This is a genomic window from Stenotrophomonas maltophilia (genome assembly GCF_002799245.1).
Taxonomy (GTDB): Bacteria; Pseudomonadota; Gammaproteobacteria; order Xanthomonadales; family Xanthomonadaceae; genus Stenotrophomonas; species Stenotrophomonas maltophilia_S.
Genome location: NZ_NEQV01000007.1, coordinates 184,679 through 208,661, shown reverse-complemented (window position 1 = coordinate 208,661; position 23,983 = coordinate 184,679). Strand labels below are relative to the sequence as shown.

Annotated in this window: 21 protein-coding genes; 8 read left to right on the top strand and 13 right to left on the bottom strand. The window is 60.7% G+C overall.

What is annotated here, in order from left to right; genetic code table 11:
* Positions 1-38: 38 nt before the first annotated feature.
* Both B9Y64_RS19405 and B9Y64_RS19400 read left to right on the top strand, forming a co-directional pair.
* A complete protein-coding gene (locus B9Y64_RS19405) occupies positions 39-2,615 on the top strand; it encodes a sensor histidine kinase (protein ID WP_162292385.1) in 2,577 nt (858 codons plus the stop codon).
* Between the two features lie 2 nt (positions 2,616-2,617).
* Positions 2,618-3,013, top strand: a complete 396-nt coding sequence (locus B9Y64_RS19400; RefSeq protein ID WP_100442042.1) for a hypothetical protein — start codon at positions 2,618-2,620, stop codon at positions 3,011-3,013.
* Positions 3,014-3,426: 413 nt separating this feature from the next.
* On the opposite strand, the gene B9Y64_RS19395 is transcribed toward B9Y64_RS19400, so the two are convergent.
* The 9 genes from B9Y64_RS19395 to B9Y64_RS19355 form a co-directional block, all read right to left on the bottom strand.
* Positions 3,427-3,972, bottom strand: coding sequence for a hypothetical protein (locus tag B9Y64_RS19395; protein ID WP_126412179.1), 546 nt, complete (start codon positions 3,970-3,972; stop codon positions 3,427-3,429).
* An 826-nt stretch (positions 3,973-4,798) separates the two neighbouring features.
* On the bottom strand, positions 4,799-5,845 hold the full coding sequence (locus B9Y64_RS19390; RefSeq protein WP_072167141.1) for an ATP-binding protein: 1,047 nt from the start codon (positions 5,843-5,845) through the stop codon (positions 4,799-4,801).
* 22 nt (positions 5,846-5,867) lie between these two features.
* Positions 5,868-7,718, bottom strand: coding sequence for a hypothetical protein (locus B9Y64_RS19385; protein ID WP_024956856.1), 1,851 nt, complete (start codon positions 7,716-7,718; stop codon positions 5,868-5,870).
* On the bottom strand, positions 7,711-8,427 hold the full coding sequence (locus tag B9Y64_RS19380) for a hypothetical protein (RefSeq protein WP_049401583.1): 717 nt from the start codon (positions 8,425-8,427) through the stop codon (positions 7,711-7,713). Before B9Y64_RS19380 ends, B9Y64_RS19385 begins: the two co-directional genes overlap by 8 nt.
* 375 nt (positions 8,428-8,802) lie before the next feature.
* Positions 8,803-9,126, bottom strand: coding sequence for a hypothetical protein (locus B9Y64_RS19375; protein WP_024956858.1), 324 nt, complete (start codon positions 9,124-9,126; stop codon positions 8,803-8,805).
* Between the two features lie 720 nt (positions 9,127-9,846).
* Positions 9,847-10,086 (bottom strand): hypothetical protein, encoded by a 240-nt coding sequence (locus B9Y64_RS22075; RefSeq protein WP_126412177.1) that lies wholly within the window; start codon positions 10,084-10,086, stop codon positions 9,847-9,849.
* Between the two features lie 916 nt (positions 10,087-11,002).
* The gene (locus tag B9Y64_RS22615; protein WP_242015730.1) at positions 11,003-11,374 is read right to left on the bottom strand and encodes a Pycsar system effector family protein; all 372 of its coding nucleotides are present in this window, start codon (positions 11,372-11,374) and stop codon (positions 11,003-11,005) included.
* Between the two features lie 97 nt (positions 11,375-11,471).
* Positions 11,472-12,254, bottom strand: a complete 783-nt coding sequence (locus tag B9Y64_RS22610; protein WP_369332838.1) for an E2 domain-containing protein — start codon at positions 12,252-12,254, stop codon at positions 11,472-11,474.
* A 92-nt stretch (positions 12,255-12,346) separates the two neighbouring features.
* Complete coding sequence (locus B9Y64_RS19355) at positions 12,347-13,879, bottom strand: adenylate/guanylate cyclase domain-containing protein (RefSeq protein ID WP_043033494.1); 1,533 nt, start codon at positions 13,877-13,879, stop codon at positions 12,347-12,349.
* Between the two features lie 133 nt (positions 13,880-14,012).
* Here B9Y64_RS19355 and B9Y64_RS19350 point away from each other — a divergent pair, with 133 nt between their 5' ends.
* The gene (locus B9Y64_RS19350; RefSeq protein ID WP_088428977.1) at positions 14,013-14,933 is read left to right on the top strand and encodes a TIR domain-containing protein; all 921 of its coding nucleotides are present in this window, start codon (positions 14,013-14,015) and stop codon (positions 14,931-14,933) included.
* A gap of 2 nt (positions 14,934-14,935) precedes the next feature.
* Positions 14,936-15,637 carry an adenylate/guanylate cyclase domain-containing protein gene (locus B9Y64_RS19345; protein ID WP_024956864.1) on the top strand — a complete coding sequence of 234 codons (702 nt, stop codon included), beginning with the start codon at positions 14,936-14,938 and terminating at the stop codon, positions 15,635-15,637.
* Positions 15,638-15,805: 168 nt separating this feature from the next.
* On the opposite strand, the gene B9Y64_RS19340 is transcribed toward B9Y64_RS19345, so the two are convergent.
* Both B9Y64_RS19340 and B9Y64_RS19335 read right to left on the bottom strand, forming a co-directional pair.
* Positions 15,806-17,770 (bottom strand): AAA family ATPase, encoded by a 1,965-nt coding sequence (locus B9Y64_RS19340; protein ID WP_049402765.1) that lies wholly within the window; start codon positions 17,768-17,770, stop codon positions 15,806-15,808.
* Positions 17,771-17,871: 101 nt separating this feature from the next.
* The gene (locus B9Y64_RS19335) at positions 17,872-18,948 is read right to left on the bottom strand and encodes a site-specific integrase (RefSeq protein ID WP_049401586.1); all 1,077 of its coding nucleotides are present in this window, start codon (positions 18,946-18,948) and stop codon (positions 17,872-17,874) included.
* Between the two features lie 104 nt (positions 18,949-19,052).
* Here B9Y64_RS19335 and B9Y64_RS19330 point away from each other — a divergent pair, with 104 nt between their 5' ends.
* The 3 genes from B9Y64_RS19330 (at position 19,053) to B9Y64_RS19320 (ending at position 22,044) form a co-directional block, all read left to right on the top strand.
* Positions 19,053-20,027 (top strand): DNA-binding protein, encoded by a 975-nt coding sequence (locus B9Y64_RS19330; RefSeq protein ID WP_049402764.1) that lies wholly within the window; start codon positions 19,053-19,055, stop codon positions 20,025-20,027.
* Between the two features lie 148 nt (positions 20,028-20,175).
* Positions 20,176-20,781 (top strand): hypothetical protein, encoded by a 606-nt coding sequence (locus tag B9Y64_RS19325; protein WP_100442041.1) that lies wholly within the window; start codon positions 20,176-20,178, stop codon positions 20,779-20,781.
* Between the two features lie 234 nt (positions 20,782-21,015).
* Entirely contained in the window at positions 21,016-22,044 is a 1,029-nt protein-coding gene (locus tag B9Y64_RS19320) for a hypothetical protein (RefSeq protein ID WP_049402763.1), read from the top strand.
* Positions 22,045-22,633: 589 nt separating this feature from the next.
* Here the strand turns inward: B9Y64_RS19320 and B9Y64_RS19315 are convergent.
* Complete coding sequence (locus B9Y64_RS19315) at positions 22,634-23,257, bottom strand: TetR/AcrR family transcriptional regulator (RefSeq protein WP_043033616.1); 624 nt, start codon at positions 23,255-23,257, stop codon at positions 22,634-22,636.
* A gap of 5 nt (positions 23,258-23,262) precedes the next feature.
* Positions 23,263-23,598: a hypothetical protein gene (locus tag B9Y64_RS19310; protein ID WP_043033500.1), complete on the bottom strand. Its 336-nt coding sequence runs from the start codon at positions 23,596-23,598 to the stop codon at positions 23,263-23,265.
* Between the two features lie 26 nt (positions 23,599-23,624).
* On the opposite strand from B9Y64_RS19310, the gene B9Y64_RS19305 reads away from it, so the two are divergent.
* Positions 23,625-23,978: a hypothetical protein gene (locus tag B9Y64_RS19305; protein WP_043033501.1), complete on the top strand. Its 354-nt coding sequence runs from the start codon at positions 23,625-23,627 to the stop codon at positions 23,976-23,978.
* Positions 23,979-23,983: the final 5 nt, after the last annotated feature.

The window sequence follows — 23,983 nt, the reverse complement described above, 5'->3', positions numbered from 1 at the left end:
TCCATCGCACCGGGCTCCTCCCGGCTTCCTACTGAATGATGCGCCGCGCTTCCACTTCCGACTCCGTTCATCGCTCGGCACAGCCTGCCGGTGCAGATGCCGAGTGGCCGCTGGTTCAGACGCTGCGCCGCTGCCACCGCCGCCTGCTGTTCACCAGCGCGCTGATCATCAGCATTGCAGGCCTGGCCACGCTGCTGGCCATCGTTGCGCTGCAGGTGGACCATTACCGCAACGTCACCCTGGAAGCCTTCCAGAACACCCGCCAGACCCTGGGCGAAGAGCTTCGGCAGCAGCAGGACAACCACGACCGTTGGGTGAAGATGGCTGACTACTCCTGGAGCCAGCGGACGCTGCGCGCGGATGGCGATGCGTTGCGCACCCGATATCTCGCCGGTGGCGAGCGCCTGGTGCTGGCGGCCGACGAACGCAGCGCCCCGCAGATGATGCTGGGGCTGGGTACACGGAACTGGGATGCCGCACAGCTCGAGCGTTACCTGCAGTTGAGCCTTTCGGTGTCGTTGATCAATCGCCTGACGGCCGTGGACGATGCGGGTGACGAAGCCGCCATCCTGTACTTCTTCGACCCGAGTGGCCATTACCTTTCGCTGGGGCAGGGCATCACCGAGCAGGCGCTGAAACAGGCACTGCGCGTGCAGTCCCGCGACGCCGTGTTTGCCGAGTTGCGCGAGCGGGCGCAGCTGGTACGGCCAGCATCGGAAGAGGATCGCGTGCCGATGTTGCAGGGCATGGGCACGCGTGACCAGACGCGGGTACGTATTGGCCGCCACCCGGTGAACCAGCGCCCGGGCCTGTATTCCACGTTCTACGTGCACGATGGAGAACAACCCATCGCGGCGTTCGTGGCCTTCTCGTCCAGCGAGCACATTCTTGGGCTGCTGCGCGGTGCCGGTGATGCGCAGCGGGTGCTGCTGGGGCCCGACGGCGATCGCCTGCTGGCCACCGGCAACGCAAAGGACGGTGCAGTGGCGCTGGACCTGGCCGGGCTGGACCCGGTGGACCCGGCCAGCGCCCTCCCTGCATCCCGGTTCGTGGACGGCACGTTGCGCCTGGTGGGCGGGGTGCCTGGAACGCCCTGGTTGCTGGTCGAGTCGCACGGTTGGCGTGCGATCGCGGCAGGCGCACTGCCGTGGTTGATGGTCGCAGCGTTGGCCTATGCCATCCTGGCCGCGGGGCTGTGGATGCTGGCGCACCGGCTCGGCAAGCGTTGGCTGGAACCGCTGTACCGGAACATCGCACAGGTGTTCGACAGCGAACGTCGCCTGGCGAACGCAGTCTCGGGGGGTACCACCGGCCTGTATGTGCTTGACGCCGCCACCGGCAGCGTGGTGTTCCAGAACAATGCACTGGCACGCTGCACGGGCGCTACGGCACAGGGGCTTGAAGCGTTGCCCACCCGGCTGTGGCAGGCGTTCCAGCAGCAGGGTGCACGCAACGCCTGCTGCCTGGATACCGAATTCGAACTGGACCTGGTGGGCGGCGAGGGTGGGGCGCAGGGACAGTTGCTGGTCCACGCCCGCATGGGCGCCTTCGACGGCCAGCAGCGGTTGCACCTGGCGCTGACCGACATCACGGCGCGGGGCGCTCGGGAGCGGCAGCAAGCGCAGGCGCTGCGTGATGCCGACGCGCAGAGCCTGGCCAAGTCCAATTTCCTGGCGGCAATGGTGCACGAGATCCGCACGCCGCTGTACGGCATGCTGGGGCACCTGGAGCTGCTGGATCGATCGCGACTGGATTCGGCGCAGCAGAACCGTGCGCACCGGATCCGGGAGTCGGCCGATTCACTGCTGGGCATTGTCAACGATGTACTGGACTTGAGCCGGCTGGAAGCGGGCCAGATGAACCTGTCCACCAGCGGCTTCGACCCGGGCGAACTGGTTGAGCGGGTGGCCATGCTGTACGCCCCGCTTGCGTTGGCCAAAGGCCTGGACCTGGACTATCGCATCCAGGCGGACATGCCAACGCAGTGCCAGGGTGCGGTGGATGCCCTGGAACGCATCCTGCGCAACCTGACCAGCAATGCGGTGAAGTTCACCGCATCGGGTCGCGTGGAGCTGCGTGCGGAGTGGCTTGCAACCCCTGAGGGCAGCCGCCTGAAACTGGAAGTAGCCGATTCGGGCATGGGCCTGGACGCCTGGCAGCAGGCCCGGTTGTTCCAGCCCTTCGTGCAGGCGGATGATTCGATCGGCGAGCGCTTCGGCGGCTCAGGCCTGGGGCTGTCCCTGTGCCGGCAATTGTGTGATGCACTGCGCGGATCAATCGCAGTGGACAGCACCCATGGAGTGGGAAGTGTCTTCACGGTCGAGTTTCCGATGGCGGCGGCGGCAGGCGAGCCCTCCGCCAGCCCGCTGCAGGGCCGGGTGATCGGCATTCTGTCGCCGTCGCGCACATGGCGGGGCGAACTGGAGCGCCGGCTGCTGCGCTGGGGCGCGACCGTCCGCAATCTAAGCGTTGGGGAAGACGTGTCCACGTTGGATCTGGCCGATGTGGATGCCCTGCTGCTGTTCAAGCTGCCGATGATTCAAGATCGCTGGTCAAGGCAACGCTTCAGGCGATCCATGTTGAAGTCCGAACTGTGCACAGGCTCTATGAGCTAACTATGACGGTTCGCATTGAACAACTACCCGAGGGTCAACCGCTCCAGATTCACTATCCGATCGCCGAGGACTACTTCACCGTATTTCGGGAGAACGCCGACCATATTGGGCACGTTCCTGATGTTGAACTACGCACCGCGATCATAGAGTGCTACGCGCTTACCAAATCACTGATTGACACGTATCGCTTCAACAACGAATTGGTGGGACTGCATGAAGCGGCTCATCTGGAATTTATGCGAAATCCCTTGGAGGCCAATCGTGTAGAGCTTCAACAGCGCGTCGAAGCCATGGTCTTGTATACAGACTCAATTCGGGCTTCACATAGGCGTGCGGTTGATAGTTTCCGAAGGCTGGACGTGATGCTCATAGCGGCGCTTGCGAAGCCGGTCGCCTAATGGGGTGTAGGGGCAGAGCCCCTACGGTTGTCTGCCGCACCGAAAACGCCCGGCCTCTAACGCATTGATTTTAGAAGATATGGATGGGGTGAGCTTAGCCTCTTCCTGGCAGCTTCCGTCCACCAAAGATGCCCGATATTTCCGGAAGTCCACCAAAGATGCCCGATATTCCCGGAAGTTCACCAAAGACGCCCGGCATTTCCAGAAGTACATAAATAACGCCCAACAGTTCCGGAAGCCCATAAAACACGCCCACGACTGCCGGGGGTTCATTAGAATTGCCAATTAGCCCACGCGGCGGCAAAGCCTCCCCTTGTGTTGCGTACTCGCATGAAGGCTACTGCCGTTCGCAGTCCGGCACGAGACAGTGCCGTTGCCCCAATGATGGCAAAAATTGCTAAGAACTGCCTGCCTTAGGATTTCTGCTGGATTCTAGCTGTTTTTCGAGGTGTCACCCAGGCGACCCGGACTTCTCTCAAGGAACGGGCGGAACCCTGAAGCTCGATGACCGGATACCCACCTGAAGGCAGTACATCCTTCGGATTCAGCTTGAACACCCTTGCAAGCGTCAACGCCAAGCCTTCCTCATAAGCGGTTGCCAGAACCCACACAAGCGCGTCGACCAAGGCGGATCTTCCCTTAATGCTGTCCAATACCGAAGCGACGATTACGGAAGGGGACCTATCCGGCTTGTCGTTCGCGATACCAAAGGCCGCAGCGGCCAGCTCCAGCGCTGTGCCGCACGCTAACGTTACCATCGGGTCGACAACCGAGAGATTGAGCCAAGTCGCGCCGCTGGCAGAAACACCATAGGGAGCTAGGAACGACTCGTGCCGCTCTACCTCAGTGGGTCCTTGGGTGTCGTAGTGCGTTGAGCGGAAGCTCAGGACAGATAGGCCTTCAAGTCCGACCCTGGCGCATGCCGCTGCAGTGGCCCGCGTCAAAGCATCGTAGGCCATCAATGGGAGCGGAGCGCACATGAGGCCCGAGTTGCCGCCAATCATTGCCCAGCCCCAGAACGCCCCTGGCTCCGGATCGTCAGCGGATGGCTGGAAAGCCTCATACCTTACGTGAGCATTGCCATCGTCCTGGTGGACGGGCGGCATAGGAGTCGTTCTATCAATCAGGCGCGCCAGAGCTGAAGGCCAGCTTTGCGCATCACTGGGGAAGTGAATCACTCGGCCTGCCCGCTGGCGTGATGCCCAATGAAGGTAGTCATCCACCCACTGCGACACTTCACGAGCGGGAAATTGCCTGACGTCCAGTAGCGCTGTGTGGGCGTCGATTGGCTGAAATCCACAAGTACAAGTCCCGAGACCACCGGAGTGGTCAAAACTGGTGCCCAGCGTCCTTCCGCATGCCTCGCAGTGGCTGATGAGCTTCTCGCCATGCCAAGGGCACGCAGAGATGGAAGGAAGGAGAAATAGTGAACAATGGTAGCCGTGAAGTGCGCATGCGGGGCACCGCATATATGGAAGCTCACTACCCGCGAGAAGTCGAAGTGATTGAACTGGAAGCCACGCGGCCGGATTCCATAGATTCTTCGTTGTGACGTCACGGACTTCGATGGCTGACGCAAAAGTATCCTGCACCCGGCCCGGCAGAAGCAAAGGGCGGAGCATGGAGCGCCCAGTCTTACGCCTCACCCCCATGATCATGAGTTGCTCACTTGTTGGCATGCCCAGTGCAACGATCCGCTGCAGCACGCCGTAGCCCGATATGTATGGATAGAACTCATGCTCTGCGCCGACAATCCGAGGCGTAGAAGGATTTACGGCGCGAGAGCTATTCATTGCTTCCCCCTACCTGGTTTGCCGTATTCTGTATCTTCTCAATGATGGCGATTGCCTTGTCGGACATCTTCTCGCGCATGCGAATGAACTCGGTTCGCAGGTACCCGACATGCACAAGCGCAGCACGGACGTCAGATGGAGTGAAGCGTTCGAAACTCTGCTGAAACCAAGCGTTCGTTAGCAGATTCCGCACGGTCGATGTGAAGGAGCACATCGGCCAGCCACTATGTTCGGGAAGTCCCACCTCCCTCCGGAGGGCGGACACAGCATCGCAAATCATCTCCGTTTCAGATTCCAGCCGCCATCCGCGATCAAATGCGTCGGTGGCGAAGTATCTAGAAAATGGCATGTCCTCTGTCGGCCACCATGCTGCGCCGTCGTAGCGCGACAGGGCATGCCTGACCTCATCTCGCGCCGCAAGAGGAAGAAATGGGGCTGAGTCCAGAAACCACCGGCGAACAACATGTGACGGATGGTGCTGCCACATGTCGCCAAGCTCGATGCCCTGCTGGTCACTTTGGTACACAAAGACCAAAAAGAGAGTAAGCCTGTCCTTGCTCATCAAGTTATCAAGATCTTCTAAGCACTGAAACTCAAGATTGGTGAGCCGTTGAGCACTGTCGATGAACAATACGTACCTGCGTACGTCGGCGTGCCCACACGCGGCGCGCATGTGATTGTGTATTCGTGCCCTCAGCTCGTGAGGCCTGGCCGATGACCAGCGCGGCATTCCCAGTTGATGTGAAAGCGCGTGCCAGAAGCTCAGCGGGCTCCTGCATGCATCTGAGGTTGCGACGATTGCCCTGGCCACACCTGCGCGGCGTCCGTCCTCCACGAGCCAGCGCCAGTCGGTTTCGACTAGATAGTCTTGCGCCGTGGATTTGCCAACCCCGCTCTCTGAATAAAGAGAGCACCCATGATGACCCTGCTGAATGTTGTACAGAACGAAATCCGCCATGCGTTCGACAGGCTTCGTGTTGATACGGTAGCCAGACTCAATGAAAAGTGGATGGTCGGGGTCAAGGCGACGGACGGCCATGATGGCCTCCGCAAGGTCCGATCTAGTCATCAAGATTCACCTTGCCTCCCCGGGGGACTCTTACCGGGATGTGAGCTGGCTGGGACCGAATGTCGGGCAGACGGCCGAAGTGCAACTGCTGCAAGCGCGCAAGTTGGTCGACTGCGGGTTGGGACGTGTCTGCAGTAGATCGAAGATGCGCTATGAAGGCTTCAATTGCACACTCCACGCCAGCGATTGAGAAATCACTGCGCTGTTTGGACCAACGACAGATGATCCTTCGCGTCCTCTCGTCATGCGGCGCGCGCGACCAAGGCGCTCGCGCGGTAGCCACTCCGAATGGCACGGTGGCACTTTGAAGTAGCACGATTGAACGAAGATCGCGCCTATTCACGCGCGCAAGAATCCTGGTGCCAATCAGTCCCCATTTATCGTTAAGGGAAGGGGATCGGTAGTCCGCATACAAGTAGGTGACATGGGGCAACTCCCCATTATCCTTGTTGCCTTTTACGGGCAGGCTTACGATTGTCGAAGCCATATCTGCAGCATCCAGGCCACAGGTTTCCGGCGCAAACGCAAACGCTGACTCTTTGCGATTCGTGAGATACGCTAGCGGCGTCATCTGTCCGAGTGCGGAGTGAGGCGTCGCGTTGTAGTTGGCTATGATGACGTCCAGGAGCTCCTCGAGAAGGTGCATCTGGATGGGATGGGCATCCGGAGAGAAGTTGCTGATCCTGATCTTGTTTTCCCCCAGCCGTTTGGCGGGCTCAAAACCGCCGGGGATCTTACGCAGCGCACCACGTTCCAAGCGCGAGAAGAATTGCTCTACAATGGGTCGTGAGCGCGGTGTGTGCGACTTTCCGAAGATCATCACACCTCCCCGAGCCCTGCAGAATGCTGCTTCGAGTGCATGGGCCGAGTGCGCAAGGAAGTTGTCCAGTGCGACAGCGGCCGAGCGCGTGACTATCGGCGTTGCTGCCTGATAGACGGGCATTCCAGCGCCAGGTGCGTAGAAGAGGTCCGGGATCGTCAGGTCCCTGGGAGCCCAGGGTTCCATTGACTTGGACAAGCAGAGCGCTACATCAAGATTGTCATAGCTCTGGCCGACACAGAGAAGCCATCCCGTTACCGCCCTGGATTCAGTCTCTATTTCGATGAGAAGCCATAGCCGTGACACTTTGCGCGTAACACGCGCGCCATTGGGCATATCGATGGAGATCTTGCATTCAACATCGATTTGGTGCGCGTCAAACTCCGTTCTGGCGAACAGGCCCATCCGTACTGCTTGCTCCAAAGCGACAGGAGCGTTCGATGCCGATTGAGGTTCATAAAGGTCCACGTCGGCTACTGCCGACTGCCGCCGCTTGAGCAAAGCAAGCAGCGAGCGCTTCCCCTTGCCAGGATCGTTCAGGGGGAATTTGTCCTCCAGGTTGTGCTGCTTCAGCTCCGCAAGGACTCGTTGGTGCAATTTTACGAACGCGCTTGGAGGGCGGCCCGGCGGCAGATGGGTTGCAAAGCCATCGATCAAGGCTTTAACACTCGGCACAGCTTCGGAGACTTTGTGCCACGCAAATCTTCCTGGAACCAGCGGCAATTCCGCGGGTTCGAAGGAAAGCTCAGTCGAGTAACTGCCCCATGGAATGCATACGCGAAATCCGTGCGGCATGCCATCGTGGGCTATCGTGGGCGCTTTCATTGCCATGCGCTTCAGGCGTTTGTGGCAGATTCCATATCTCCGGGATATAGCGGTGATGGTGGAACGGCCCAGAAGCAAGGCGGTGAGTGCTTCCTTAGCCACGCGGAACTTGGAGAGATGATCTGGTGCAATATCAACCGGATGTGGGGAGTACCACTCGTCGAGTGTCGCCTGATCATAGATTTCGTACCTAGCCATGACGCACCTCCACGAGGGCATCCGGATCCCCTGGGCGATAGTCCACGAGTTGTACGCGGCCGGTGTAGACGAGGCTTGCCACTGCGCAAGCCACTGCGAACCGGGCCTGGCCCGTCTGCAGTTGTAATGCGCTCATGGTGAGGCGCTCAACGTTCTGGAGCATGTCCTCAATCCTCACTTCCAACTGCCTGGCCCCCGCGATCTTTGCATTGGCCCAGACAAGCGGAAGTAGTTCGTAGGCAACAGCGACCTCGCTGGCGCGAGATGCCAGAGAGTTTTCGTGGACAAGTCGCAATACGAGCCCTTGATTCAAGGCCATGTGGATGAGCTCGTCATCTGCGGGAAGCTTGACTAAGCCAACGCTCAGTGAAGCCACCCGTTTTGTAGGGATTACAAACTGGTAGTGCTGGGTGCCATCCCTCCGCCCGACCCAGAAGCTCAACTCAAGGTCGCGCTTCTCGCCTACCGTGATTCGACGCGGCCTCTCAACATACATCTCCACCTGGGGGTCAAATTCGAGCATCAGCGCCTGGCAAAAGTTGACCAGGTCGGCCACCGTTACGGTCCGCCCATTCTTCGGGGACTGAAATACAAAGATTTCGCGGCGGTCGCGCTTGCCGCGTGCTAGCTCGAGAGGGGAATGGGGCAGATGCCCCTCACGGCGGTCTTCGTCCGTCGGTTTGGCGGTCGCGCTTTTTCCTGCGGTCATCATCCTGCTCCTCAGCCGTCGGCTTGCGAACGTCTGCCCGGTCTCGAGATTGGAACAAGGTGCCCATTCAGGTTCGCCTCCGCCATATGAGATGGGGAGGAAATGGGCGCACCCCTCCGCGCGAACGGGAAGTCGCTTGACTTTGTCAAGGAAAAGGGTGAGCCTCAGGGTACAGGCTGAGTTTCACCACCATCTGCTCCAACAGATGTCACTTGCCCCCGCGCCAACGGGGGCAAGTCATTTCCAGGGTTCGGAGATGTTAGTTTCCGGCTCTTGGTACTCTCCTCGGCGCTCGGCGAGCGCATCTTCGGGGACGTCTTGAGTCTGTTCTTGAAACGCTACAAGCCCGGCCCCTTGAGTTTGGGTTGTGGGGCGTCATTCCTGGTTGGGCTTCAGAGCAGCCGCTTCATCTTGCGGGGTGCCAGATACTGCCGGCGGACTGATTGCGGCCCTCAGCCCAACCATCCAGTCGGCGATGTCCATCGCAAAGGCAAATTTGCCGCGGCGGCCGGGCACTTTGAATATCTTCACGGGCAAGGTTCCGCGTGCCTCTGCTTGGCGGAGCGCGTGGCTGGAGCGATAGCCAAGAGCTCGCGGCAAGTTTTCATAGCCGATGAGAGGCCCGAAATGAAAGGTCAATTCTCTTTCGATCTCACGGCGTTCCGGGGCCAGGATTGATTCGTTGGTCCGCTCCGTCATGGCGTGGTCACACCCCGTCGCTTGTGTCCTCCTGATTCTGCCCCTCTAATACGGATGGTGGAAGGAGTAACAAACTCGCGTTTCGTTACCCATCAAAGGTGAATGGGGAGGGGCACGGCCATGGCGCTCAAAGAGATACCCTTTTACGGCGAGGCGCGACTTGCCCGCATGCGTGCAAGCACGAGCATACTTCCCGCCAACCGAGCCGTGCCGTACTGCCTGCGATCACTCAGTGTCGGATTGTGGTTTGAATGCTTGCGAAGCCGAATGGGCCTATCCAGCGCATACGCGCTCGGACAGTCGATATCCCCGGAGCGTCCCGGCTGCCACTCCAATGTGTGGGTGAAATATGCCCATGCGGAACACGTCCCGTCCCAGGCGACGCAGGCAGCAGCCGAGGCGCGCTATCCCGGCTCCCGCATGGTTCTATGTTCACCGGTCTGGGCCGCTCTGAATGTCCACGAGGCACTTGGCGGTTGTGGAGAATCAATACTCATGTCGCTCAGTGCACCTGTGCAACTGGAAGTGTTCAGCGGAGCGAGCTTGCGAGCCGGCATGTTTGTCCGCCGAGACCGTCGGTTACGAGAGATCACCGAGGGCTTGTGCGGGCTGGGCACTCTGGATAGCCTGGCGGCACTAGTGGTGATGTTGAGGGTCGCCCATGAGCAGGGCAGACGGCATGACTGCTTTGCCTTGGGGCGTGCACTGCACGATTGCCTGCTACTGGTGGGGCAGGATAGTCCCATCCAGCTTATTGCCGAAGAGCTGTTCTGGTACTTCAGCCATTTCGTGCTTCCTTTCACAGGGTGCCGGGGTGTTCGGATTGCATCGTCGCGACGCCGCTTGCTCCTGCAGCATGAGGTTCTCTCCCGCCTCGTACTTGAGCTTGAAGACAGCGGGTTCGACTATCTCCCAGGCATGCGTCACCCGCTCTTGCGGGTAGTCCGCAATCAGCAGCATGCTCCGTCTTCGCGCTTCTTCTCGCCCGGCGTCGGACCCTGCAGCGCAACATCGCGGCAGATGGCGCGGTAGCGCTATCAATACAGAGTCTTGTTGAGACGAGGAGGCATCCAGGATGGTGAGCGCAGAGACTAAAGGCTCGACCGATTACGAAATGAGCCGCTTGTGGTGGGCGGCACGGCTGTCGCAGTCGAGTAGAGGCTCAAGATGATTGCCTATCTTGGTTGGGGGTCGCTGGTATGGCAACCCGACGGTCTACCGGTTCGTGGACAGTGGCTGGCAGACGGGCCAACGGTTTGCGTAGAGTTTTTAAGGCAATCCGGCAATGGACGGCTTACGTTGGTCATGCATGCGGCCGCGTCTGCTGTCACCTCCTTCTGGGTTGAGGCTGGTACCGACGACGAGGGCGACGCCAAGCGAGCCTTGCGTGAGCGGGAAGCCATTCCCTCAAAGAACATGGAGCGACACTTGGGGGTCTGGACACATGGCTGTCCAGCACCGGCGAGTATTCCTGGGCTCGCTGACTGGGCCGCTGCTCGCGGGATTACCACTGTGCTATGGACGGCGCTGCCACCGAAGTTCAACGGGGAAGATCAACGCGTCCCATCAGTGGAAGAAGCAGTTGCCTACCTCGCAAGCCTCTCAGGGCAAACTGCGACGCTCGCAGAAGAGTACGTCCGGCGAGCCCCGCCCCAGATTGACACCGTCTATCGTCGTGAGTTTGCTGCACGTCTAGGCTGGCATCCCCTTCCGAAAGGGAGCTAACTGCGACGTGCGTGTGATAGCCGATGGCCAAACTCCGGCAATGGCCAGCACCGTTTCTCACCTTGGGCCGACTTGGGCCGGAAGGCCCGGCCCTGTCAGCGCTGCCCGGGGCTCCGGCTCAACAACTGGATGAGCAGAAGCCACTTGTGTGTCACTTTGCCGGCGGAGGCAGCACAACGATGAGTGCCATCCATGGGGCGATTGCCAGAACAGTGGCAATGTACGCGTACTTCAAACAGCTGAATTTTGACGAGAGAATCTTGGAATTGCGCCAACATTGACCCAGGAGGTCTTCCTCGAACTCCATCAGCGTACGCTCCGCGCACTTCTGCAAGAACTCGTGCTCGGCCATGCTCGACACCCGTTCAAAGAAGATGAGCGAATTTGACCCGCCTCGCAGTTCCGGAAAATATCCGTACCACAGGTGCCAGAAGCTAACAGTAAGCGGTGTAAGGAACAAAACGCCCGCAACCGAGATCAGGGCCGTTAGTTCATCAAGTTTCGGCAGCCGCGTCGCGATCATGGCAAGCATGCCCAGGTTGATACCCAGGCCGACCGAGAGTTTTGTGTCTACACGGGAGAAGAAGCCCAAGACCAAATTCAGCTGCTGCCAAGCGGCACTAACGCGGTCGCTTTGATTTGGCGGGTGGCCGCCAGAATTTTGAGGTTCTTGCACGGGGTGAGTTCTCTGTCTTGAGGGATACGGTTTGTGTTCGTTTGATGGCAGATCGAAGACCGCAGATGTCCAGCGTTCCGCAGCAGCGCGCTCCTGCAGCCGCACAATCCTCAAGGAAAGCTGTGTCGGCCAGCGCACATCGGTGCTGTTCCAAGATGAAAGTGACCAGGGCCGCAGCGTGGTCGCCACATGCAGTGATCGCACCGTCAGGATCGCGGCCACATGGGCAGACTGGGGGTCTCCCGACCAAGGTTTCAGTGCGCGTCGACACCCGAGCAAGGAGTAGTTTGCCGTGCCAGAGCTCGAGCCTCCGCTTCTGAGGGCGCGAATCCTTGCGGACCATGAACTGCCCCGCGAGCACATCTGCCTTGAATGCCGGACCCAGTCGTTCGGCTGCCTGCTCAGCATTGGCCTGATGCTGCGCAGCACGACCGTGCGCGCGGCCGTTCTCCGCTCCAGGAAAGACCCGGCGGGCGTTCGCGCCGATCTGGTAGGTCAGGTACTGGTAGACCGTGGCCCACCAATGCCTCGCTGCTGCTTCGTCTTGGATCCGGCTCGGATTGTCTTCTCCCCAGCCGAGGCAGAAGCTACGGTCACCGTTGATATGCCGATCGGGACAGAACCCCGGCAGCATGCCGGGGTCGGCGATCTCGCGCACTGAGACGTGCTCGCCTGCAACGGAGACGAGCAATCTAAATGCGTACTCGGCTCCGCCGGCCCGAACCACTGTGATCCCAACCAGCCCCCCGACAGGGTCTACGATCAACGTGGCACCGTAGTCCGGTGCCACGCGCTGCAGCAGCTCCAAAGGCCTTGGCGTCACGTCGCGGCCACATGAGGACGGATCGGCTGCGCGAGCGCAGGAGCCACTGCGGGTGCCACTTCAGCGTAGTGTGCCTCCAGTGTTGCCTTCGCCACGCGGTCCCCGGATGCGGCGAGTTCCTCCACCGCTGCGGCATAGTCTAGGTTCGCCGCCTTTCGCTTGTCGGTAAAGACGGTCCGTATCGCGGCGCTGGCGGCCTTGTAGGCATTTTCACCAATGGCCGTCTCCACACCGTCGCAGAGTCGTTGTTGGGCTTCAGATTCCAACACCGCTCGCCCCGTGGCACACCGCAGAAGGCTCCCCTTCATGCCCAGGCGGGAAATGGCAAGGGGGCCAAGTTCGAAGCCAATGGCCAATCCCAGCTCTGCCACTTCCGCGCCTTCGGCGCTCAGTTGCTCCAGGGCAGTGGAGAAACTGCTGCGCAATGCACCCGCGCACTGGGCAGCGGTGCTGACCGTGTCCTGCGCATCTGTCGTCTGTGACGTGCCCTCCAGCAGCACCCCATGAAGGCAGTCGCCAATAAAACGGACACGACGCCCTCCAAAATCCTCGTGTACGACCGCATCCAGCTCAGAGCGCAATACGTGCAGTGTTCGAACCAGATGTTCGGGATCCTCCTCTAAGTGCTTGTCCACGAAGTCGGTGAATCCGTCAATGTCGGCATAGATCGAAACGCCATCAAATCGCCTTGAGTTCGCCGCGCTGAGCAGGGAGAAGTCCAGATCAGAAAGCGGAGGCGTCGGTCGACTGAACTTGAATTCGCCGATAGGGAGCTCGGCCTGTTCATCTTTCCAGAGTTCGATGATGCGCGACTTGGAAATGCCGAGTGCAGCGGCCTCGACGCATGCGGAAATCTGAGCATCGGTCAGCGAAGTGGTGCGGTCCTTGTTGCCGGTCAAGGTAGGCAGTTCAAGCACGGCACGTGCGCCGTGCGTCAGGTAGATGCCTTCAGCCCCTCCATGCCCGGCACACTTGGCCGCCTGATTGGCTGGGGAGCCTAAGAAAAGAGGTTCTCGGCTGGCGCGACGACCATTGTTGACGGCCAACGCCATCCCGCTGTCAATGCCGACACGAACCTGGGCATTGGGGATGTGCGCGTCCGAGTCGCCCGTTTCAGCCAGCACATCGATGGCGAGCTGGGCGATCGCAACCGCGCGCTCGATCCGGGCGCGTTCGTTGGCATCGCCGTACGGCTTGGTCACAACCGCATGCAGCCGCTGGTTGTGAAAGTCCACACGGATGGCATCACTTTCAACGAGGATGCGATGGACGGCGCGGTAGTGCTGATTCAGGAATCGAAGGGCCCGCTTGTGGCAGGTTTCGCCTTCGATGTCAGTGCAGCTAAGCATGTCCGCCAGATTGACGATGTCGATGTAGACATGCGCCCCTTGGACGCGATAGGCGCGATTGACTGGAATATCCACCAGCGAGGTTTCCCGCTTGTAATCGCGGATGTCCACGTCGCGGACTTCGGCGTAACGGGTGGCAATGCGCTTCTTGGTGCGATCTTTTTTCCAGCTGTGTCCCATCGTGCTACTCCCTGCGCCCAAGAGGAGGCCAGGCCGGGCGGGTCGCGTCGCCTACGGCGTGGCTGGCAGCCGGATTCATTCCAGCTCCTTTGGGCGTATATTGGGACCCAGTTCACACTTTCAAGGGGGCAGTATGGGGACTGGGATCGTCGAGCGCCTCGCGGCGGATGATGGCAGGCGACTGATCGCCGCCTTGGCTGAGTTCCGCCTGCTGGCCGGCTTGGACGCGGCCGCAGCCCAGCTGGCACAGGCCGGGGAATTGCTCGACGTGGGGACAGGGCAGGCCTTTATCACTCAGGGCGCCCCAGAGACCGACGTTTTCTTCATTGTCTCCGGCTCCGTGGACGTGCTGGTCAACGGCAAAGTGGTTAATACCCGAAGGGCTGGGGACCACGTCGGCGAAATGGCAGCCATCGAACCGGCGCAACTGCGGGCGGCAACTGTTACTGCACGCGAGCCGACCGTAGTGCTAAAGGTGCCGGAAATCGATTTCAGCAGGATTGCGGATTCACACCCCGTCATCTGGCGGCGGCTGGCCGCGACCCTTTCGCGCCGTCTAAAAGAGCGCAATCACATGATTACCCAACCTCGCGGACAGGTCCGGGTCTTTGTGATGTCGTCGGTGGAGGCGCTCCCTGTCACGCGGTTGCTGGTACAGCACTTCGAGCACGACCCGTTCCTGACGGTGGTATGGGACCACGGGGTGTTCCGCGCCGCCAACTACACACTTGACGAGCTCGAGCGCCAGCTGGAACAGGCAGACTTTGCCATTGCCGTGGCCCACGCGGATGACATGGTCATCAGCCGCGGTGACGAGTGGCCTGTCATGCGCGACAACGTCGTCTTTGAACTGGGTATGTTCATTGGATTCCTGGGGCGTCGGCGCGCCTTCTTGATGGAGCCGCGCGAAGACAAGCTGAAGCTTCCCAGTGATCTCACGGGGCTCACGACCGTCCCCTACCGATACACCCCTGGCCCGGACGCCCGGGCTTTGATTGCACCGGCATGCGAACAAATTCGCTCCCGCATTCTCGAAGCTGGGCCGAGGGACTGACGGTGGCACTGCTGGAAGAGATGACGGCCGCCGTGCAGGCGATAGCACAAACCCGATGGTCTACACGGAGAGGTCAAGTTGTACCCGATCCAGAAGATCTGCGATTGGGCAATGACGCAGTGGAGTTTGATCGTGCCACTGTTTTGTACGCGGACCTGAACGGCTCAACGAATATGGTCGACACCGAAGCCTGGCAGTTGAGTGCAGAGATCTACAAAGCGTTCCTGCACTGTGCAGCGACGATCATCAGGAAAGAGGGCGGCAAGATCACCTCCTACGACGGAGATCGTGTCATGGGCATCTGGGTGGGTGACCGGCAAGCCACGCCGGCGGCTAAGGCCGGGTTGAAAATCAACTATGCGGTCAAGATGATCGTCATGCCAGCGTTGAAACAGCAGTACCCCGACTGGACAGGTACCGTGAGGCATGTCGTCGGAATCGACAGCAGCCCAATCCGAGCTGCTCGCACGGGTATTCGAGGCGGCAACGACATCGTCTGGGTTGGACGCGCGGCCAATCATGCGGCCAAGCTCACGGACCTGGACCTTGCCCCGTCAACCTGGATTACCGATGAGGTGTTCATCCGGTTGGCTGATGAGTTGAAGTACGGTGGAACGCCGCCGACTCTGATGTGGGAGGCGTTCCGCTGGAACCGGCAGGGTGGTCGCCGCATTCACGGATCAGACTGGGCTTGGCGCGTCTAAAGCGCCCTCTGCGGACCCGGCATTCGCAGGGCCAGCATGGCAGGGAAAGGGCGCACTGTTAGAGGCCGATTTCATGGCGCGGGAGTCAGGCAGCCGAGTCCTGCCCTCCGATGAGTGCGCGCCGGGAGAGGAACCCGCTGCCATTGCGGAGCTCTGGCAGAGGTTCATCTACGCACCGGCCCCTAGCGCCGCATTGATCTCAGCGAAGGCCTTCTCAAAGCGCTCCAGCGTTTCATTGATGGCCGTAGTTTCCGCGGCCAGCACGTGCTGATTCTGGATGAGCCAGTTGGCGGGAGTGAAATGATCCAGGGGCGGAACGGAAGCCCCCATGACATTAAACAGTGCTTCGGCCTGTTTGACCTGGCGCGTCAGGGCACCGTCTTGGCTGAACTGCCGGGCGGAAATTTGCCCTTTTCCCTTCAGACCGTAGGCACCGTTGAGGATGTCGGCGAAGACGGCGGGTGCGAAGAAGTCCTCAATGTCGCTCTCCGCCTTTCCGGTGAAATCCGTGGCTACCAAGACGCCGGAAGTCTTCATGATCTGAGACTCCCTCAGCCGCTGCACCTTGCCTTTATCGCCATTGCCGTAGTCACACAAGGCGACCATGTGGATGCCCTTGCCAGAGAAGAGCGAGGCGAACGATTGCACTTTGTCTATGCCGCCTGTGGGGCAGATCACCCACCGGCTGTCCAAGCCTTGGCGCTTGCGTTGCTTGAGCGCGTGCGATGCCGCCTGAAGATAGAGCACATCCGAAGGTCCTTCGACCAACAGGGTATGCGCTCCCACAAACAGGCTTTGGGTAACCTCGTAACCGAGATGGGCCTGAAGGGGGAACAGCGTGTCCTGATCGACGCTCAGGACGTCCGCGGAGACCTGTGTGCCCTTAACGGTGGGGCGGCGACGCTGGTCGTAGGTGACAACGTCCTCGACGACGCGAACGTCCGCAAGACGATCGGCCGGCACCATAAAGGGCGAGTGGGTGCTGTAGATGACCTGGGGGTCGGGGAGTAGACGCTCAATGATGTAGCGGAGCAGATCAGCTTGCGCCTTTCCATGTAGCGTCAATCCAGGCTCATCCAGAAGGATGATCGCACCGGGGTTCCTCTTTCGCATCTGCTTGAACTGCGACAGGAAGGAGAAGAACCAGACGAATCCGGCGCTGCGCTCAGACAGGGGCACCGAAACCTTGTGGTTGTCATTCCGAATGCGGATTTTGGCAACAGTCCCGCTATTGAAGGGGGCGGGATCCTCGGAGAGGCCTTGGGCAAGCGCTATCTCTACACTGAGCGCGTCGTTCTGACTCCAAAACTCGAAGATCTCATCGGTAATTTCATTGGAGGCGGCTTGGCAACGTGCGTTGAGCTCTTCCAGGCGTGTGCTGGACTGCAATTCGCTGACCGACGTCCCGGCGTACTCGAGGAAGTCGAGGAAAATCTGGTCACCCGGGGAGATCGTCGCGCCGCTTTGGGTGTCACGAGACAGCTTGTCCAGCGATATCTCCCCGGACATGCGATCAAAGTGAGAGGTATAGAAGAACGCCGGCATCCTTTTCTGCAGGATATCGATGGCCGCCAGCACTGGTTTCCCCTTGCGGAAGCCGCTGATGGACCGCTTGACCGCCTGCAATTGGTCAGACGGCTCGGGGTGCGCATCTATCTCGACCACGAGTCGATCCAGCAATATCTTGGAAAACTTCTCCCGCTCCTCGCCTGCCACACCGTGCTGGTCGAGCAGAAACGCGCGCACCACGTTGGGATCGACGTGAATGCTCCAAGTGCTGTGGCCACTGTAATCTGTCGTTACGTCAACGGTCGTACTACTTAACGCGCCGGCACCCAGGACGTCGGCGACCGCCTTTTGGTCTTCGTGGCTGAGCTCCCAGGTCAGGGTGGCAACCGGTGCGGGTTCGTCGTCGTGGCGTTCCTCATACCGCGTGAGGAAGCGGCGGGGGTAATCGTGCACCGTGTCGTAAGCAAACTGGTCGGCGATGGGACGGGTACCAAACAACGCCGTCAGAATTGCAGTCTTGCCCGCCTCGTTCTTACCGACCAAGCAGGTCAGCTCTCCGACATCGAACGTTCCGGAATCCTCTGCAGAACGGAAGTTTCGGATCCGTGCCTTGACTAGCTTCATGCTGCCCCCTGATTCCTGCCGTGGATGGTGCGCGTCTTGTGCAGGATAGGGCCCGAGCGGGGCACATTCAACGCGCACTGCTGGCCGCTCGGGCCGGAGGCTCAGTCCTCATCCATCAGGCGCGCGGCGGGGTTGCTGCCGACGCCGCCCTGCTGGAAATATCCGATCACGCTGGCCACGGAGCGGTGATCGGTCATCGCCATCAGCGCCGGCAGGGCCACCCCACGCCGCGCACCTTCGGTAACAAAGCCCGAGCGCAGGCTGTGGCCGGCAAAGTCCCCGTCCAGACCGGCCAACCGCGCCCGGTCCTTAACGATGGCGGCGACCGCCTTGCCGCTGAGCGCGCCGCCCAATGACCGTGGCCAGACGCGCCGGAACAGGGGGCCGTCGGTAATCTCGGCCATGTCCAGCCAGTCCTGCAGTGCGGTGGCTGCCTCTCCCAGGATGGGCTTGTCGGGGCTGCTGCCAACCACTGGCCCGGACTGCAAGGTTTTTCCGTGATCCAAGCGATAGGTGTAGCCGCCTTCGGGCAGTCGGGTGAGGTGATTCACCGTCGCCTCGGCGACTTCGCTGCGGCGGCGCCCGCCGCTAGCAAAGGCAAAGTAGAGCAGGGCGCGATCGCGCTTCCCCTTGAGCGAGGTGTCGCAGGTGGCCGCCATTGCGCGCAGATCTGCGGCTGACAGCGCGGTCTTCTTGGCCGGGCGCTCGCCTCGTTTGTGAGAAGCCCTGCGCCCCTTGGACAGTAGGGTCCTCACGGCGCGATCCTCGCAAGGGTTGTCTTGGCGGGCCTGCTTGTGGGCCGCCGACAAGACCGCCACCCGGTGGACCAGGCTGGAGAACGCCAGCGGCCCAGGCTTCTTCTTCAGGCCCGCATGCACCAAGGCACTATCCAAGTCTGCAGGCAGATCCCAACGAAGCCCCAAATCGCCTGAGCGCCCCATGTGATCCACGATGAACTGAACCACTGCCGCCGGGGGGACGGGTAGGGCGATGGGCCTGCCATAGCGCCCTTCGAACCAGCCCGCCCAATAGCGCAGGGCGCCGGCGTAGCTGCGAATGGTGTTAGGCGCTTCGGCCTCCTGCAGGATGTCTCGCACCGCTTCTGCGGCGGAAGTGGCCAGCCGCTCCGGAACCAGCCCCGAAACGAGTTCCCCTGACGCAGCAGTGATATTATTCATATGTACTATGTATTGTGCACTATGATTAGGTTGAGCTACATCTGATAAATATGCCTTATCAGACATGGCCTGCCAATTCTCACCGTTCCGCAGAAGGACACCCAATGGCCAAGGGCATCAGCGAACTGGATGTGCACCAGGCAGCGGACGACATCATCGCCGCCGGCGAACGTCCCACCGTCGAGCGAATCCGAGCCCACTTGGGCACCGGCTCGCCCAACACCGTCACGCGTTGGCTGGAGACCTGGTGGCAGACCGTAGGCTTTCGCCTGCGCCAGCGCGCCATTGAGGCGGCGGTTCCAGGCATCCCAGAGCGGGTAGCTCACCTGAGCCAGCGTTTGTGGCAGGCCGCGCTGCAGGATGCCGGCGAGCTCGCTCAGACCCAGCTGGAGTCGACAAGGCACGCACTGGAGGAACGCGAGCGCCTGCTGGAGGAGGACCGGGTGGCCCTGACGCTGGCGATTGAGGCCAGCCAGAAGCGCGAAAGGGAGGCTCAGGTCCAGACTCAGGCCGCCGCCACCACCGCGGAGCAGTTGGCGGCACAGGTCTCCCAGATGACGGCACAAGTACAAGACCTGCTGCGCCAACGCGATGGAGCCTATGGACGGGCGGAGCGACTCGAGCAGGAACTGGATGCCGTACGCCGCAGTCTGGGCGAGGCCGCGGCCGCTCACGAAGAAGAGAGGAGGGCGCTCCAGGCGCACGTCAGGGCAGTGGAGGATCGTGCCCATACGGAGGTTGACCGGCATCGCCAGGCGTTGCGGTCAGCCGAGCAGGAGTGGGGGCGGGAGCGCATGGCCTTGGCCACCTCATTGCGAGAGAGCGAGCAACAAGCCATTGCTGCTGCCAACCGCGAGCAACAGGCATTGCGCCGACTGGAAGGCGTGAACGCGCGGGCTGATGGCTTGGAGGCGCAGCTGACGTCACTGAAGGAAACCACTCGGCAAGTTACCGAGGCACTCCGACAAGGGAGAGCGAACACGGCAACGCCAAGCAGGCAAAGCAAGCCACGCCGCACCGCGCCCAGAAGAGTGGGCGAGCCGACACAAGAACCCAATAGCAGGAAATCTAAGACTTGAGGCCATCCATTCGATCAAGGCTTCTTTCCCCGAAAGACTTGGAGGACGTACACGCCCCCCCCAAAGTTCATCCTCGACCGCGCCCGAGAGCACGGCGCGACAGGCCCCGTACGAACGGTAGAAACCAGCACGCCGGAGGAGGAACGCCATGAAGCAGGGAAGAACTGACAGAGATTGGGCGGTGGTCGCTGTGATGACCTTTGCCGCAGGAGCCGTCTTGACTTGGGCACTCATGAGCAAGCCGAGTCCCAAATCCGCCACGTTAGCGCTTGACTGGCCGGCGTGGGTGCAAGCGATCGGCAGCATCGCAGCCATCATCGCCGCGGGACTGATCCCCCTTTGGCACGCCAGAGTCAGGAGACGGGAGGTCACACAGTCCCTCATAGAGCTGATTTCCTATGCGCGATTTCCAGCGACACTGATGCTGGCGCAGTTCGAGGGAGGATTCGGCGGCCCCCGGCTGATCTTGGCGCATCTGATCCAGCTTCATAAGGCTTTCGATTCAGTCAACTATGTTGACGTGCCGAACCGATCCTTGGCGATTGCGCTGCAGCAATCAGCAACGGCTGTGAGTGCACTTAAGGAGATCCAGGAACTCTTTCTGAGAAAAGAAGAGATGAAAAAGGGGCGGGGGAGCGAGATCGTTAAAAAGTACCTGCTCATGCTCGATAGAGCCGTCGAAGAAGCAATCAAGGCAACCGGTCAGCGGCCTCGAGACTTCAACTACGACACAATCGTGCTGCCTAATGAATAGCCCATGCAAATGCTGTTCGTTACAACTACGCGGTAATAGTCACAAACCTCTCTCTAGTAATCCACTGCCGAGGGCTATCCGGCAAATCGTGCGGAGTCGGAGGGAGTAGCTGGCGTCTGAACGGGGGAACTCGCCTGGCGATGTAGCAGGGGCCTGGTGCACTGGACTGTAACAGAGCAGTTTCACTGTCACCGCGCCTTGTTACGGTAAAGAACCTCCGTTACATTCGCTGCTATGAACGACCTCGACGCCGCAGCCCGCTATCTTCAGGGTCTACTACCCGACATGGTCGGTGAGCTCGAGCCCTGGCCCAGCTCCAAGACGCGCGGCTTACCCCACTTCCTCGCCACCCTATTCGGCCTGGCCGAGCTTGACCTGCTCGGCCACAGGGTGCTGCTGGCCACCGTCCCGGCGCAGACGGAACCGTTGCCACCTTTGCGGCTGATCGCGCAGGTGCATCGATTGGCGGAAAAGGCCGGCTTGAGGGTCATTCTCGTGCTCTCCGGCGTTTCGCCCTACATTCGCTCCAAGCTCATCGAGTCTCGGGTGGATTTCGTTGTGCCTGGTAGCCAACTGTTCGCTCCGAGCTTCCTGATGAGCTTACGCGAGCGCGATTCGTCTCCAAGGGTGCTCACATCCGCTGGGGAGCGGTTGAGCCATCCGGCACAAGCGGTTCTGATCGCGGCCCTGTTGCGGCCCGACTTGGAGGAGCGCGGCATCCCTGGCAGCGTCCCGTGGGTGCCGCTCGACCTGGCGCGCGAGGCAGGCTACTCACGCATGACTGCCTCGCGGGTCGCCCGTGAACTGGTGGCGGCTAACCTCGTCAGCGCCCAGCGCGAGGGGCGGGAGACGAAGCTACGGTTCTTGAAAGCGCGCCGCTCCTTGTGGGCGGTCGCGCTGCCGCGGCTGCGCTCGCCGGTGCTGCGCACCACTTGCATCGGCAAAAGTGGCTTGGACATGCTGCTGGCCGATCATTGTCGTGCTGCGGGAGAAACCGGCCTGTCCGTTCTCACCGAACTGGCGGCGCCATCGCGTCCGATCGCTGCGATCGGACGAGACTGCTTCCGTCGGCATCCGGAGCCGGAATGGTTTCCCGTGGCCGGCGAGGGCTATGCAGACGTGCAGCATTGGGCGTACTCCACCCGCCTGGGTGGCGCGGGCACCGTCGTGGACCCGTTGTCGCTGTACCTGTCCTTGCAGGGACAGGGCGACCCGAGGCTGAACGGCGCGCTGCGGGACCTGCTCGATGAGGTCTTCGTCTGATCGCAGGCGCGCGGGAGCTCGGCGAGTGGTGCCTGAACTCCGGTACCAGTCCGCGGTCATCGGGGCCGTTGCGCTGGCCGTCGTAACGCAGGAAGCGAAGCGGCAAGTGGGGCCACGAAGGATCTGGAACGTGGTGCTGAGCGTGGAGGCGCTGACGCTTGCGTTCGGCCAGCGGTTCTCGGGGGGATATCGAGGCAGCGGCTACGAGGTGCGCCAGCCCTCGGACCGACACTCAACGTTCTATCGCTTCCGGCGGCCTGCGCCCAGAAACTGCAGGAGTGGCCGACGGGTCGTTTCGACCTGATCGTCTGCAGCGGGATGGACGACTAACCCGGGCCGGATGCCCTGCTCGAACTGCGTGACGGTGCGCATGGGGCGACGAAGGACGGTAGCCTGCTGGTGGCTTGCCAATGGCTGCCCATCCTTCAAGTAGCAATGCCTTGGGCGCATGCGCTGGCTAGGATTGTGCCGCGCTGAATCTGCTTCTGGCCGGCAGACGATCACCCTCGAAGTCGCAGGGCTAGGACAACTGATCTCAATCATGGAGGGATAGATGTGGCCTAACCCTTAACAACTCCGTGAGGGCGGCTTACATCGCATCCACAGTGATGCCATGAAGGATCATTGAAGCATGCTGGGACGCAAGTTTGTCCAGCGCAGGTGCATGCGGACTCGAGGTCCCGAACAGCTCGTGGAACAGCACACCCATTACGATCGGAGCCATGATTGAAAAGGCCATGAGATTTGAGTCGCCGGCGCGGACGGTCCCCTTGGCCTGCGCCCGCTCGACAGCGCTTGCCACCAGCCGGATCATGCGAGATGCAACTTCGTCATGCCAGATCCTCGCAAGCTCAGGAAACATTCGGCTCTCCGATAGCACCATTCGCAATGCTGCAGACAAGCGGGCATCGCCACCTGATGAGACCGCTCGCTGGAGGAGCGTCGGGATTAGCTCCTCAATCGACCCGTCGAAGGTCGCCTGTGCCGTCTCAAGGCCTTCCAGATTTGTGGAGATCAACTGGCGCGCTGCGGCTCGAAACAGCTCTTCCTTGGTTTCAAAGTAGAGGTAGATCGTGCCCTTCGCGACTCGTGCGCGCTTCGCGATATCAGAGAGCTTTGCGGCAGCAAAGCCGTTCTCAAGGAAAACATCTACCGCAGCGTCTACAATCTCGAGCGGCCGCGCCTCCTTGCGACGACTCCACTTAGGTTGCATCTCGCTCACGTGCTCAATCTCTTGCCCATGCGGGAATCCCAATAGCGCTGCAGCTCGTCTAGGGACTGCGTTGGCTGTGCCAATCCCACCCAAGTGTCAGGCCGCAGAACGTAGACAGCGTCCTGCTGACGTCCAGCGCGGCCATGTTCTTCGTGCCAGGTAAACTCGCGAAGAGCCATGCCGCGGCTGTCGCACCAGCCCTTTAGTTCAGTACTGGCTCGTCCATAGACATGGACCTGCCAGCCGATTTGCTCTGAGATCGCGTAGTTGTCCTCACCACGCGTCTTCACCCAGGGCAGGCGATCGCCGCCTTCAATCTTTCCAGCCTTGCCCTGGCTCAAGGGGCTATGCGATCTACAGCATCATCATGATCAACGTTGTCTTCCACGTGATCCCGCTGATTCTCGGGGTCGGCTACGGCGCGGGAACGCTAACTGCGATCATCATCTTCATCCCCCTCTGCGCTTGGATGATCTACACATCCTTTGGCGCGGGTCGTATGAGCTATCGAGCACTAGCCCTTTTGGTTGGTGCGGGAGTGTTGTTCCATGCCCTACTCACTATTCCGATGATTCTCCTGCTGCAAGGTGCAATCTCAGAGACGTCCGTAGTCATGATTCAGGTAGCCAACCCCTTTGTGCTGATGGTCATCTTGTCGGCGGCGGAGCGCTCGCGCTTGAGCATGCCGGCAAGGCAGCGTCGGCCAAGTGCCTCTCGCTAGCTCGA